12 protein-coding genes and 4 tRNA genes are annotated in these 13,908 nt (G+C 58.6%); 10 read left to right on the plus strand and 6 right to left on the minus strand.

Features of this window, described 5'->3' with window-relative positions; genetic code table 11:
• Positions 1 to 42 precede the first annotated feature (42 nt).
• Together prpB and TU74_RS11175 are read right to left on the minus strand one after the other, a co-directional pair.
• Positions 43 to 930 carry a methylisocitrate lyase gene (gene prpB, locus TU74_RS11170; RefSeq protein ID WP_047276320.1) on the minus strand — a complete coding sequence of 296 codons (888 nt, stop codon included), beginning with the start codon at positions 928 to 930 and terminating at the stop codon, positions 43 to 45.
• On the minus strand, positions 927 to 1,649 hold the full coding sequence (locus TU74_RS11175) for a GntR family transcriptional regulator (protein ID WP_047276322.1): 723 nt from the start codon (positions 1,647 to 1,649) through the stop codon (positions 927 to 929). The genes prpB and TU74_RS11175 overlap by 4 nt, the downstream gene beginning before the upstream one ends.
• A gap of 282 nt (positions 1,650 to 1,931) precedes the next feature.
• On the opposite strand from TU74_RS11175, the gene rloA reads away from it, so the two are divergent.
• The 8 genes from rloA to TU74_RS11215 all read left to right on the plus strand — a co-directional run bounded on the left by rloA (position 1,932) and on the right by TU74_RS11215 (position 11,440).
• Complete coding sequence (gene rloA, locus TU74_RS11180) at positions 1,932 to 2,468, plus strand: retropepsin-like aspartic peptidase RloA (protein ID WP_047277367.1); 537 nt, start codon at positions 1,932 to 1,934, stop codon at positions 2,466 to 2,468.
• A 5-nt stretch (positions 2,469 to 2,473) separates the two neighbouring features.
• The gene (gene rloB, locus TU74_RS11185; protein ID WP_048376497.1) at positions 2,474 to 4,006 is read left to right on the plus strand and encodes an osmotic stress tolerance membrane protein RloB; all 1,533 of its coding nucleotides are present in this window, start codon (positions 2,474 to 2,476) and stop codon (positions 4,004 to 4,006) included.
• Entirely contained in the window at positions 4,006 to 4,989 is a 984-nt protein-coding gene (locus TU74_RS11190; protein WP_047276327.1) for an alpha-L-glutamate ligase-like protein, read from the plus strand. The genes rloB and TU74_RS11190 overlap by 1 nt, the downstream gene beginning before the upstream one ends.
• A gap of 115 nt (positions 4,990 to 5,104) precedes the next feature.
• On the plus strand, positions 5,105 to 6,448 hold the full coding sequence (gene pabB / locus TU74_RS11195; protein ID WP_047294886.1) for an aminodeoxychorismate synthase component I: 1,344 nt from the start codon (positions 5,105 to 5,107) through the stop codon (positions 6,446 to 6,448).
• Between the two features lie 68 nt (positions 6,449 to 6,516).
• Positions 6,517 to 7,251: a phosphoadenylyl-sulfate reductase gene (locus TU74_RS11200; protein WP_047277369.1), complete on the plus strand. Its 735-nt coding sequence runs from the start codon at positions 6,517 to 6,519 to the stop codon at positions 7,249 to 7,251.
• Positions 7,252 to 7,409: 158 nt separating this feature from the next.
• Entirely contained in the window at positions 7,410 to 7,928 is a 519-nt protein-coding gene (locus TU74_RS11205; protein ID WP_048376499.1) for a sigma-70 family RNA polymerase sigma factor, read from the plus strand.
• An 8-nt stretch (positions 7,929 to 7,936) separates the two neighbouring features.
• Positions 7,937 to 8,923: a FecR family protein gene (locus TU74_RS11210; protein ID WP_193790967.1), complete on the plus strand. Its 987-nt coding sequence runs from the start codon at positions 7,937 to 7,939 to the stop codon at positions 8,921 to 8,923.
• Positions 8,924 to 8,998: 75 nt separating this feature from the next.
• Entirely contained in the window at positions 8,999 to 11,440 is a 2,442-nt protein-coding gene (locus tag TU74_RS11215) for a TonB-dependent siderophore receptor (protein ID WP_048376503.1), read from the plus strand.
• A 255-nt stretch (positions 11,441 to 11,695) separates the two neighbouring features.
• On the opposite strand, the gene TU74_RS11220 is transcribed toward TU74_RS11215, so the two are convergent.
• From TU74_RS11220 to TU74_RS11235, 4 genes are all read right to left on the minus strand, one after another.
• A tRNA-Asp gene (locus tag TU74_RS11220) sits at positions 11,696 to 11,772 on the minus strand.
• Between the two features lie 19 nt (positions 11,773 to 11,791).
• A tRNA-Val gene (locus TU74_RS11225) sits at positions 11,792 to 11,867 on the minus strand.
• A 217-nt stretch (positions 11,868 to 12,084) separates the two neighbouring features.
• A tRNA-Asp gene (locus TU74_RS11230) sits at positions 12,085 to 12,161 on the minus strand.
• A gap of 19 nt (positions 12,162 to 12,180) precedes the next feature.
• Positions 12,181 to 12,256: transfer RNA gene (locus tag TU74_RS11235), tRNA-Val, on the minus strand.
• 160 nt (positions 12,257 to 12,416) lie between these two features.
• Here TU74_RS11235 and rdgC point away from each other — a divergent pair.
• Both rdgC and sugE read left to right on the plus strand, forming a co-directional pair.
• The gene (gene rdgC, locus TU74_RS11240; protein ID WP_048376505.1) at positions 12,417 to 13,340 is read left to right on the plus strand and encodes a recombination-associated protein RdgC; all 924 of its coding nucleotides are present in this window, start codon (positions 12,417 to 12,419) and stop codon (positions 13,338 to 13,340) included.
• Between the two features lie 210 nt (positions 13,341 to 13,550).
• A complete protein-coding gene (gene sugE, locus TU74_RS11245; RefSeq protein WP_047276339.1) occupies positions 13,551 to 13,865 on the plus strand; it encodes a quaternary ammonium compound efflux SMR transporter SugE in 315 nt (104 codons plus the stop codon).
• The last annotated feature ends 43 nt before the right edge of the window (positions 13,866 to 13,908 follow it).

Below are 13,908 nucleotides of genomic sequence, written 5' to 3' on the forward strand. Positions count from 1 at the left end.
ACAACCATCACAGGCGTCAGGTCAATCCGGTTTCAAGCGGCATTACTTTTTGCTGGCAAACAGCGCATCGAGCTTCTGTTCGAACACGTGGTAATCGATGGCGTCGTACAGCTCCATACGGGTTTGCATGGTGTCGATGACGTTCTGCTGGGTGCCGTCGCGACGAATCGCGCCATAGACGTTTTCCGCCGCCTTGTTCATGGCGCGGAAGGCCGACAGCGGGTACAGCACCAGCGACACATCGGCCTCACGCAGTTGATCCACGGTGTACAGCGGGGTGGCGCCGAATTCAGTGATGTTGGCCAGAATCGGCGCTTTGACGCGGCTGGCGAACAGCTTGTACATCTCAAGCTCGGTGATGGCTTCCGGGAACACCATGTCGGCGCCAGCTTCGACGCAGGCAGCGGCACGCTCCAGCGCGGACTCCAGCCCCTCAACCGCCAGCGCATCGGTACGCGCCATGATCACAAAGCTGTCATCGGTGCGCGCATCCACGGCGGCCTTGATGCGATCAACCATCTCTTGTTGCGAGACGATTTCCTTGTTTGGACGATGGCCGCACCGCTTGGCACCCACCTGATCTTCAATGTGAATGGCGGCAGCGCCAAACTTGATCATCGACTTGACGGTACGCGCCACGTTGAACGCCGAAGAACCGAAGCCCGTGTCGACATCCACCAGCAGTGGCAGGTCGCAGACGTCCGTGATGCGGCGCACATCGGTCAGTACGTCATCCAGGCCGGTGATGCCCAGGTCTGGCACGCCGAGCGAACCCGCCGCCACCCCGCCACCGGACAAGTAGATCGCCTTGAACCCGGCGCGCTTGGCCAGCAAGGCGTGGTTGGCGTTAATGGCGCCCACCACTTGCAGTGGGTGTTCATTGGCGACTGCATCACGGAAACGTTGGCCTGGACTGTTTTTATTGCTCATGACTCACCTCGTGGAGTGGCTGTCTGCTGGGCGCTGTCTTGGTAGTGACGCGCAATATTGCGTTTGGACGCGCCGATGTGGCGACGCATCAATAACTCGGCCAGTTCGCCGTCGCGATCGGCAATGGCATCGAGAATCCGGTGGTGCTCGGCGAATGCCTGGTGCGGGCGATTCGGGGTGGTGGAGAACTGGATACGGTACATGCGCACCAGCTGATACAACTCACCGCAGAGCATCTGGGTCAGGGTGCGATTGCCGCTGCCCTGAATAATTTTGTAATGAAAATCGAAGTCGCCTTCCTGCTGGTAATAGCCCACGCCCGCCTGGAACGCGGCATCGCGCTCGTGGGTTTCGAGCACCCGACGCAGCTCCGCGATGTCCTCATCGCTCATGCGTTCAGCCGCCAGACGGCAGGCCATGCCTTCAAGGGACTCGCGAATTTCGTAGAGCTCAATCAGCTCGGCATGGCTCAAGGACACGACCCGCGCCCCGACATGCGGCACCCGCACCAGCAGGCGCTGGCCTTCAAGGCGGTGGATCGCCTCGCGCAGCGGCCCGCGGCTGATGCCGTAGGTGCGCGCCAGTTCCGGCTCAGAGATTTTGCTGCCCGGCGCGATATCGCCTTTGACGATGGCGGCTTGAATACGCCTGAAGACGTTCTCGGACAGGGTTTCCGAGTCATCTTGAGCCAGCACGGCACCTTCGAGCGAATCCAGCATATTGTCGACACCTTGAAAATCAATAGTGCCAAAAATAGTCATTTCAGGCCTTACAGTCAAAGGATAAATAGGGATTGTCGACAATCACCGGATACGACCTTGGTTGAATCGACAGACGCAGGCCATGATCGGAACGGTCTGGGCGCTGGCGTCATAAAACCATCATGCTAGAATGCCGACCGCATCAGCCTTGCCCAATTAACAGGGCAGCCGCACGAGGACGCTTGCGCTGTATTGCCAGTCGCCTTGAACTGAAGATTGCAAGAGACTGCCCCCGGATTTATGAAATTTCCCTCCTTCTTTATATGTCTTTGCCTGCTGGCCTTGCCGGGCCTGAGCCTGGGTGCCGAAAAAACCGTTTACGGCCTTAATGAGTACGCTGAGCTGGCAGGTATCAACCTGCAAGTGGCCGCCAAACTCGACACCGGCGCCAAAACCGCCTCGCTGAGTGCCCGCGATATCAAACGCTTCAAGCGCGACGGCGAGAGCTGGGTACGCTTTTATCTGGCTATTGACGATGCCCACTCGCACCCCATCGAGCGTCCGCTGGCACGGGTCAGCAAGATCAAGCGCCGCTCCGGGGATTACGACCCCGAGTCGGACAAGAACTACACATTGCGCCCGGTTATTTCCCTGGAAATCTGTATGGGTAAAGCTTTACGCACCATCGAAGTGAACTTGACCGACCGAAGTGCGTTCCAATACCCGCTGTTGATTGGCTCCGAAGCGCTCAAGCGTTTCGATGCGCTGGTCGACCCAAGCCTTAAATACGCTGCTGGCAAACCTGCCTGCGCCGCCATCGCTCAAACCGCAGAGTAATTGAAATGCGCGCTCTTACCTTTCACCTGAAAGTCTTGATTACCATCCTTGTGGTGCTGGGCATTTCGATTACGGCCTACCAGATTTTCGTCATCGGTATCCCGGTGACCGAAGACGCAACGGATGACCTGTGGAACATCGACGCAAAAGTCGAATTCGTCGCCAGCTCCAAGGATCCGGTCAAGATCCAGATGTTCGTACCGCCATTGAACCGCGACTACGTCAGCCTCAATGAAAGCTTCATCTCCAACAATTACGGGGTGAGCGTCAACCGGGTAGACGGCAACCGTAAAGTCACCTGGTCAGCCCGTCGCGTCAGCGGCAAGCAAACCCTTTACTACCGTCTGGTCTTGACCAAGCGCTACACCGGCGACAAAACCAAGGCCAAAGGCCCGGTTTTCCGTGACAGCATCGCGGTCGAAGGGCCCGAAAAAATCGCCGCCGAAGCCTTGCTGGCCCCGATTCGCCAGCACTCGGCCGACGTTGAAACCTTCATCAGCGAAACCATCAAGCGGGTGAACAACCCTAACGATGACAACGTCAAACTGCTGCTGGCAGGCGATCCGTCGACGCCGCACAAGGCACAAATCATCGAGCTTTTGCTGTCGATTGCCCACGTGCCGCTGGAAAAAGTCCACACCATCCGCCTGGTGGCCGACCTGCCACAAACCCCGGAGCTGTGGTTGCGCAGCTTCAACGGTAACGACTGGCTGTACTTCAACCCCGAAACCGGCGAACAGGGCCTGCCGTCCGACCGTCTGCTGTGGTGGACCGGCGACGAGCCGATGATCAGCGTCGATGGCGGTAAAAAAGCCAACGTCACGTTCAGCCTGAACAACAGCGAAATGAACGCCATTCGTCTGGCCAAACTGACCGACGAAAACACTGACGCCAACTTCCTCGAATACTCGCTGTACGGCCTGCCGCTGCAAACCCAGCAAACCTTCATGATCATGGTGATGATCCCGATTGGCGTGCTGGTGATTCTGGTGTTGCGCAACCTGATCGGCCTGCAAACACTGGGCACGTTCACCCCGGTACTGATTGCACTGGCGTTCCGTGAAACACAATTGGGGTTCGGCATCATCCTGTTCACGGTGATAACGGCGCTCGGGCTGATGTTGCGCTCGTATTTAGAGCACCTGAAGCTGCAGATGCTGCCGCGCCTGTCCGTGGTACTGACGTTCGTGGTGATACTGATTGCCGCCATCAGCCTGTTCAGCCACAAGCTGGGCCTTGAACGCGGACTCTCGGTGGCCCTGTTCCCGATGGTCATTCTGACCATGACCATCGAACGCCTGTCGATCACTTGGGAGGAGCGAGGCGCCGGGCATGCGATGAAGGTCGCCATCGGCACCCTGTTCGCGGCGACCCTGGCGTACTTGGTGATGAGCATTCCGGAGCTGGTGTACTTCGTGTTCACTTTCCCGGCAGTCCTGCTGATTCTCGTGGGCTTCATGCTGGCCATGGGTCGCTATCGCGGCTATCGCCTGACTGAACTGGTCCGTTTCAAAGCCTTTTTGAAGGCAGATTCCTGATGTTTGGCTTCTGGAAGACCTGGAAGGCCCTGGAAGCCAGGGGCATCATGGGCATCAATCGGCGTAATGCGGACTACGTACTCAAGTACAACAAACGCAGCCTGTATCCGATCGTGGATGACAAGATCATCACCAAGGAACGCGCCATCAAGGCCGGCATTCACGTGCCGGAGATGTATGGCGTGATTTCCACCGAGAAAGAAATCGAAAAGCTCGACGAGATCATCGGCGGGCGCAGCGACTTCGTGATCAAGCCCGCGCAAGGCGCGGGCGGTGATGGCATTCTGGTGATCGCCGACCGCTTCGAAGACCGCTTTCGCACCGTTTCGGGCAAGATCATCAGCCATGAAGAAATCGAGCATCAGATCTCCAGCATTCTGACCGGCCTGTATTCCCTCGGCGGGCACCGCGACCGTGCCCTGATCGAATACCGCGTCACCCCCGACCAGATCTTCAAAAGCATCAGCTACGAAGGCGTGCCGGACATCCGCATCATTGTGCTGATGGGCTACCCGGTGATGGCGATGCTGCGTTTGCCGACCCGTCAATCCGGCGGCAAGGCCAACCTTCACCAGGGCGCTATCGGCGTCGGTGTCGACCTGGCAACCGGCCTGACCTTGCGCGGCACCTGGCTGAACAACATCATCAGCAAACACCCCGACACCACCAACGCGGTGGACGGGGTGCAACTGCCCTACTGGGACGGTTTCATGAAGCTCGCCGCGGGCTGCTATGAATTGTGCGGCCTGGGGTATATCGGCGTGGACATGGTGCTGGACCAGGACAAGGGCCCCTTGATCCTGGAGCTGAACGCCCGTCCGGGCCTGAACATCCAGATCGCCAACGACTGCGGCCTGACCCTGCGCACCCACGCCGTCGAAGCGCACGTTGAAGCGCTGGCCGCAAAAGGCATCAAGGAAACCGTTGAAGAGCGGGTCCGTTTTGCTCAGGAAATGTTCGGGCACATCCCCCTTAACGCCTGACCCGCAGGAGCGAGTTGGCCACCCAAGGCCTGCTCGCTCCTGAACGGTTTCATGGATTTACCCGCCGACACAGGCCTACAATCCCCTCCCCGCTTCGATGGCTGATTTGCTGCGCATGTTGACCTGCTCCGTTCATCCACTGCCTTACCTCGCCAACCCGGCCGATTACTTTGCCGCCTTGCGCCACGCTCCCGGCGCAGTACTGCTGGACAGCGGCCGACCCGACGCTGACCGTGGCCGTTACGACATCATGAGCGCCTGGCCCTTGCACACATTGCAACGCCAGCCAGAAGAACCGGGGCGCGCGTTTTTGCAGCGTTTGCGCAAACAGCTTCAGGCGCTGGGCCAGGCGCAGCTGCCAGCGCAGTACGAGCTGCCGTTTGCCGGCGGACTGATCGGTTACTTGAGCTACGACTTCGGCCGCCAGCTCGAACAGCTCCCCGCGCAGGCGCAGGACGACTTGCATCTGCCAGATGCACGCCTGGGCCTGTACCCATGGGCGCTGATCAGCGATCACCAACGCGCAACCAGTCAATTGGTGTTTCATCCCACCCTGGAAACCCGCGAACGCATGCGCCTGATTGAGCTGTTCAGTGCGCTTGAGCCCGCAACCGCGGCACCTTTCAGCCTGAAACAACCGATGCAGCCGGATATCAGCGCCCAGCAGTACGCGCAGGCCCTGGCGCAGGTGCAGCAGTACATTCAGGCTGGCGACTGCTATCAGGTCAATTACACTCAGCGCTTCAGCGCCCACTGCCACGGCGATGCATGGACTGCGTACTGCGCGCTGCGTGCGGCTTGCCCGACCCCGTTTTCAGGTTTCATGACACTGCCCGCAGAGGGCGCGATTGTCAGCCTCTCGCCAGAGCGCTTTGTGCGGGTCAGCAAGCGCCAGGTCGAAACCCGTCCGATCAAAGGCACCCGTCCACGGGGCAAAGACAACGCAGAAGATGCCGCCAACGCCGCCCAATTGCTTGCCAGCCCAAAAGATCGCGCTGAGAACCTGATGATTGTCGACCTGCTGCGCAACGACCTCGGCCGCACCTGCCGCACAGGTTCGGTCCGCGTACCGGAGCTGTTCAGCCTCGAAAGCTACCCCAACGTGCATCACCTGGTGAGCAGTGTCACGGGCGAGCTGGCGGCGGATAAAGACGCGCTGGACCTGATCGGCGACAGTTTTCCGGGCGGCTCGATCACCGGCGCACCGAAGATCCGCGCCATGCAAATCATCGACGAGCTGGAACCCACCCGCCGCAGCATTTACTGCGGTTCGCTGCTGTACCTCGACGTTCGCGGCGAGATGGACAGCTCTATCGCCATTCGCAGCCTGTTAATCAAAGACGGGCGGGTCAGTTGCTGGGGCGGAGGCGGCATTGTCGCGGACTCGGACTGGGAAGCCGAATACCAGGAATCCATCACGAAAGTGAAGGTGCTGCTCGATACGCTGCAAACCCTGTAGCGCGCGGTATTTGCTAACATCGCGCCACTAGAGAGCGCCCAGCGCCATTTACTGTAGGAAGCCGCCTGATGAGCCATCCGTTCGACGTCGCTGAACTCGCCGCGACATACGCCAGCAAATCCCCGCAGGACATTCTCAAACTCGCGTTTCAGCACTTTGGCGACGAGCTCTGGATTTCATTCAGCGGCGCCGAAGATGTGGTGCTGGTAGACATGGCCTGGAAGCTCAATAAAAACGTCAAGGTGTTCAGCCTCGACACCGGGCGCCTGCACCCGGAAACCTATCGTTTCATCGAGCAGGTGCGCGAGCACTACAACATCCCGATCGAGCTGATTTCACCAGACCAGCACCAACTTGAGCCCTTCGTCAAAGAAAAAGGCTTGTTCAGCTTTTACAAAGACGGCCATGGCGAATGCTGCGGTGTGCGCAAAATCCAACCGTTGCGCCGCAAACTGGCGACCGTCACCGCCTGGGCCACGGGCCAGCGTCGCGACCAAAGCCCGGGCACCCGCAGCCAGGTTGCCGCGTTGGAAATCGACGGCGCCTTCTCGACCCCGGAACGAACGCTGTACAAATTCAACCCGCTGGCGCAAATGACCAGCGAGGAAGTCTGGGGTTACATCCGCATGCTGGAGTTGCCCTATAACAGCCTGCACGAACGCGGCTTTATCAGCATCGGTTGCGAGCCCTGCACCCGTCCCGTGCTGCCTAACCAGCACGAGCGTGAAGGTCGCTGGTGGTGGGAAGAAGCCACGCAAAAAGAATGCGGCCTGCATGCTGGCAACTTGATCGCCAAGACCTGATCCGGCGCTGCCCCGCCTCGCCTGCGATGAATAAGGGGAACGAGGCTGCAAGCACGCAGCCTCGCGCCGTGTCTCAGCGTATGAGGCCTGCCTTGCGTTTACCGAAGACTTGAGCACAGAATTAGCAATTATTCTCAATAGCGTTTGAGCCTAGTTCTATGTCTTCGGGTGAACCTCCGTTTCAATCCGCGATTACAGACCTGTACTGCGAACATCACGGCTGGCTACTTGGCTGGCTGCGCAGAAAGCTGGGGTGTGCGCAGAATGCTGCCGACCTGACTCAGGACACCTTTGCCCGAATCCTTAATGCACGCGAATCGGTCGCCAGCCTGCGCGAGCCGCGAGCGTTTCTGAGCACCACGGCCCGGCGCCTGATCATCGATCAGGCACGGCGCAAGAAGATCGAACAGGCTTATTTGCAAGAACGTGCGCTGACCGCCCAAGCACTGGAAGGCCACCACTCACCCGAGGCCATCCTGACCACCCTTGAAGCCCTTGAACACATCGCCTTTATGCTCGAAGGGCTGCCTGAAAAGACCCGCCAGGCGTTTGTGCTGTATTACCTCGACGGCCTCAACCAGGCCGACATCGGTCGCCAACTCGGCTTGGCTGATCGCACCGTTCGCAAGTATTTGATTCAGGCGCTGCTGCATTGCAGTCATAGCCTCACACCATGAGCAAGCCGATGCACAGCACGCCCCAGCAGATCGATGAACAAGCGGCCGAATGGATGATTCGCTTGCATGAAGGGGATTTGTCTGACGAGTTGAGGCTCGCCTTTGAGCACTGGAAGCGTCAAAGCCCGCAACACGGCGCAGCGGCCGAGCGCATGCAGGAGGTCATTTCACAGCTGCAGTCATTACGCACTCAGGCTGCGCCAGCCAAAGCGGCGCTGAACGCAGCATTCCCCTCGCCGCGCAAAACATCCACACGCAAACCGATCGTTCGGGCCTTGGTCCTGGCGGGTTGCCTGATTATTCCGGCCACTGTGTTACTGCGCAGCCAGTACCCCGCGCGCTGGCTGGCCGATACCCACACAGCGCCCGCCGAATGGAAAACACTGCACCTGCCGGACGAGTCATCCCTGACCCTCAGCGGCGCCAGCGCCGTGAATGTGTATTTCGATAAGCAGCAGCGACGAATCGAACTGCTGCAAGGCGAGATACTGGTGGACGTGGCCCATGACGCCACACGCCCGTTTGTGGTGCAGACCGCCCAGGGCACCCTGCGCGCACTGGGGACACGCTTCGTGGTCAAGCGCACGGGGGACACGACGATCCTGACCATGTTGCAATCGCGCGTCGCGGCGCACAGTGAAAACCGGCAACACGCGCTGGAGGTGGATGCGGGTGAACAGGCACTGATTGAGACTGACGCCATCCGCAGGCTGGGCCACATTGATCCGCAGCGAATCGATCATGCCTGGAAACGCCATCAGCTGGTGGTTCAGGACCTGCCGTTGAGTGACGTGCTTGAAGAGATTGCCCGCCAGCGATACGGCCTTTTGACATTCGACCGCGCGGCGCTGGCGGACCTGCGGGTGTCGGCCGTTTTACCGATGGACGATCCGGAGCGCGCATTGAACCTGATAGCTGAAACACTGCCGATCAGCGTCCGTCACTTCACGGCATGGCTGATACGCGTGGACCGTGACACGCAGACTAAAAAATAATGATTCGCATTGCTTCCGCTTTTTAAAGGTCGCTCGTCAAGGTAGGTACATAGACTCTAAAGGACTGCGCCTACCATGCTGACTTCACCCAAAACCCGCGACCGCTTGCGTGCGAAGGCTTATGCACCGCTGTCACTGGCCATCCATTTGGTGGTGGCCTGTACCGCCGCAATGCTGGTCAGCACCGCTGCGCAGGCGCAAAGCAGTGCCTCGGTGCAGGTCTACAACATTCCTGCCGGGCCGCTGGGCGATGCATTGAACCGCTTCGCTCAACAAGCCGGGGTCGCGATTGCGTTCCAGCCCCGTGACGTTGACGGCGCGACAACTCAAGGCTTACAGGGCAGCTACAGCGAGATGGACGGTTTCGACACGCTGCTGCGCGGCAGCGGGTTCAGCGTGGTCAAAGGCCAGAACGGCTATTTGCTGCAAGCCACTCCCCAACCAGGCGGCGCTCTGGAACTGGGCGCCACCGAGGTCAGCGCCAACCAGCTCGGCACCATCACCGAAGGGACTGGCTCCTACACGCCCGGAAGCATCGCCACAGCCACACGCATGGTGCTCACACCCCGCCAACCCCCACAGTCGATCTCCGTCGTGACCCGACAGGCGATGGATGATTTCGGTCTGAACTCGATCGACGACGTCATGCGCCACACGCCCGGCATCACCGTGGCCACCTATGACAGCGACCGCACCAGTTACTACTCGCGCGGCTTTGCCATTAAAAACTTCCAGTACGACGGCATTCCCATCTTGCAGGACCCGCAGTACTCGGCGGGTCACACACTCACCGATACGGCGATCTATGACCGCGTCGAGATACTCAAAGGCGCCACCGGGCTGCTCACTGGCGCTGGCGGGCCGGGCGGGACCATCAACATGGTGCGCAAAAAGCCTACCCGTGACTTCAAGGCCCACATCGATCTGGGCGCCGGATCATGGGACAACTACCGCTCGGAAGTGGACGTCAGCGGCCCCCTGAGCGACAGCGGCCATGTACGAGGCCGGGCGGTCGCGGCTTATCAGGACAAGCACTCATTCATGGACCATTACAAGCGCGACAGCGAGGTGTACTACGGCATTCTTGAGGTCGACTTAACCCCGGACACCTTGCTCACCCTGGGGGCCGACTATCAGGACAACCACCCCACCGGCTCGAGCTGGTCGGGCAGTGCATCGCTGTTCAACTCTGCGGGCGATCGGATCGATAACCCACGTTCGTTCAACAATGGCGCGAAATGGAGCAGTTGGGAGCAATACACCCGGACTGTCTTCGCCACGCTGGAGCATGACTTCGCCAATGGCTGGGTGACCAAAGGTCAGTACAACCATCAGATCAATGGCTACGACGCCCCGCTGGGAGCACTGCTTGATCCGGATGTGAACACCGGCAAGGCAAAAATCCTGGCGCGCAAATACACCGGCGAGTACGTCAGTGATAGCGCAGACCTTTACGCTACGGGGCCTTTCAGCCTGCTGGGCCGCGAACATCAACTGGTCGTCGGCGGCTCGGTTTCTCGCTCTCACTGGACGGGCAAGGACTACACGAACGCGCTCATGGTCAATAACGCCTATGACTATTACCACTGGGACGGCGACGCACCGGAACCCGACTGGGGCAATGTCACCTCCAAAAACGATGAAATCACACGCCAGACCGGCACTTATGTGACGGGGCGTTTCAGCCTGACCGATGACTTGACCCTCATGTTGGGCACCCGCGTTGCCAACTACTCGCTAACAGGCACCAGCCAGGCCAAGGACACCGGCAAAGTACTGCCTTACGCAGGCCTGATCTACGACATCAACGACTCTGTTTCGGCCTATGCCAGCTACACCGAAATATTCTTGCCCCAGTCTTACTACCGCAATCGCGACAACAAAATGCTTGAGCCAGACGAAGGCAGCAACTATGAGATCGGCCTGAAAGGCGAATTCTTCGACGGGCAATTGAACTCAAGCCTGGCGTACTTTGAAGTGCATCAAGATAACCGGCCCGAAGCGGACACCGCCTACAACGCCCACCCGACCAACCCTGACATTGACTACGCCTACAAAGGCATCAAGGCCACCACAAAAGGCTACGAGGCGGAAATATCGGGTGAAGTGATGCCAGGTTGGCAGTTACAGGCAGGCTACACGCACAAAGTCAGCCGCGATCAGAGCGGAAAGAAAGTGTCGACCTGGGAACCGGAAGATCAAATCAACCTGTACACCCGCTATAAATTGAGTGGCAACCTCGACAAATTGACCGTGGGCGGCGGCGTTCGCTGGCAAGGCACAGGCTGGCAAGTGCTGACCAACTACAACAAAGGCGGCGCGCAGGAGAAGTTTTCGCAAGACGCGTACTGGCTTGTCGATGTGATGGCCAAGTATCAGCTGACGGAGCATGTGTCAGCCACGGTGAACCTGAACAACGTCTTCGACAAATCGTATTACACCAACATCGGGTTTTATAACTCATCGTATTACGGCGATCCGCGCAATGTCATGGTGACAACGCGCTGGGACTTTTAACGTCACAATCGTCGCCTGTGGCCACTTATCGGGACGCGAGCGCCTGCCAAGCTTTTATTGGTTTGAGTTTGCGGCGCAAGGATGAGGGTGGTCACAGACCTGGCGACGGCTTCACCGCCGCACCCGGCCTCGACTGCTGCCGTTGCCGTAGCCCTAGCCGGGAAAACCTTACACAAAACACACGCGCACAAAAAAGCCTGAACGTGGCAGGCTTCTTGTGGATCACAAGCATTCAAGGGGCTTGTGTTCCGAATATGGCGCAGCGGACGGGACTCGAACCCGCGACCCCCGGCGTGACAGGCCGGTATTCTAACCGACTGAACTACCGCTGCGCGTAACATTGAAAGCGAATGGTGGGTGATGACGGGATCGAACCGCCGACCCTCTGCTTGTAAGGCAGATGCTCTCCCAGCTGAGCTAATCACCCTTGCTTCACTCTCGTTGCGGGGCGCATTCTCTCACACTTATTGTGTAATTGGTTGTTTTTATTCAGTTTTTTTTAAAAACTGTCAAAAACGACCTTTTCCAGCGCCCTGCTCTTGGATTCCTCAGCAAGCTGTTGAATCTAAGCCTTTCAAGAAAAACCCCGCGTTGAGCGGGGCTTCCCCAGATCACAAGCGTTCAAGGGGCTTGTGATCAAAATATGGCGCAGCGGACGGGACTCGAACCCGCGACCCCCGGCGTGACAGGCCGGTATTCTAACCGACTGAACTACCGCTGCGCGTAACACTGCAAGTGAATGGTGGGTGATGACGGGATCGAACCGCCGACCCTCTGCTTGTAAGGCAGATGCTCTCCCAGCTGAGCTAATCACCCTTTCACTCTCGGTGTGGCGCGCATTCTACGGAGCGACCTGACGTCTGGCAAGCACTTTTTAAAATAATTTTCTTATGCACGACAAAGGCTTAGCGCAGGGTTGGCCTATGCGCCCATGAGGCGAATAATGCCGTCTTTGTATAAAGGAGTGATTCACCCCATGTGGTTCAAAAACCTGCTTATCTATCGCCTGACCCAAGATCTGCCTTTTGATGCGCAGGTGCTGGAAACTGCACTGGCCACCAAACTGGCCCGCGCCTGTTCAAGTCAGGAATTAGCCACTTACGGTTTCGTCGCCCCTTTCGGCAAAGGCGAAGACGCTCCCCTGGTTCACGTCAGCCAGGACTTCCTGCTGATCGCCGCCCGCAAAGAAGAACGCATCCTGCCCGGCAGCGTGGTGCGTGACGCACTCAAGGAAAAGGTCGAAGAGATCGAAGCCGAGCAAATGCGCAAGGTCTACAAAAAGGAACGCGACCAGCTCAAGGATGAAATCATCCAGGCCTTCTTGCCCCGTGCCTTTATTCGTCGCTCGGCCACCTTCGCCGCCCTCGCACCTAAACAGGGTCTGATTCTGGTTAACGCCTCCAGCCCGAAACGCGCTGAAGACCTGCTCTCCACCTTGCGTGAAGTGGTGGGTTCGCTGCCGGTGCGTCCATTGGCTGTCAAAGTGGCGCCAAGCGCAACCATGACCGAATGGGTCAAGACTCAAAAAGCCGCCGAGAACTTCTTTGTCCTCGACGAATGCGAGCTGCGCGACACCCATGAAGACGGTGGCATCATTCGCTGCAAGCGTCAGGATCTGACCAGCGACGAAATCCAGTTGCACCTGAGCACCGGCAAAGTCGTGACTCAGCTGTCACTGGCCTGGCAGGACAAACTGTCGTTCGTGCTGGACGACAAACTGGTGGTCAAACGCTTGAAGTTTGAAGACCTGCTGCAAGACGAAGCCGAACAGAACGGCGGTGATGACGATCTGGGCCAACAGGACGCCAGCTTTACCCTGATGATGCTGACGTTCGGCGAATTCTTGCCGCAGTTGTTTGAAGCGCTGGGCGGTGAAGAAATCCCTCAAGGCATCGAATAACGCCTGTTCAGGAAGCACGCCTGACCGGTGATGCACGATCACCGGTCGGCTGCATCCTATATAGAAAGCGCGTTAATAAAACTACGCTTCTGAAAATTCAGAGTTGCCTGTCAGATTATTCATGGGCAATATACTGCGCACAGCGAGGACGACCTCGCGACTCATCGAGTGATTTTCTGGGGACGACCCCATCAATTGATGGAGGTAAGCATGTCCTGGATTATTCTGTTTTTCGCCGGCCTGTTTGAAGTCGGCTGGGCTGTAGGCCTGAAATACACTGACGGCTTCAGCCGCCCCCTCCCCACCGCATTGACCATCGCCGCCATGGCGGTAAGCCTCGGCTTGCTGGGCCTTGCGATGAAGGAACTGCCATTGGGCACGGCCTACGCCATCTGGACAGGCGTGGGGGCAGTGGGCACGGTCATCGCCGGGATCATCCTGTTTGGCGAATCCATGGCCTTGTTCCGCTTGGCCAGCGTGGCGCTGATCATTGCCGGCCTGGTTGGCCTGAAAATCAGCGCCTGAACCCTCACTCGCCAGCGACTACAGCCCCACCCACTCTGTAGTC

This window comes from Pseudomonas lundensis, from assembly GCF_001042985.1.
Classification (GTDB): domain Bacteria; phylum Pseudomonadota; class Gammaproteobacteria; order Pseudomonadales; family Pseudomonadaceae; genus Aquipseudomonas; species Aquipseudomonas lundensis.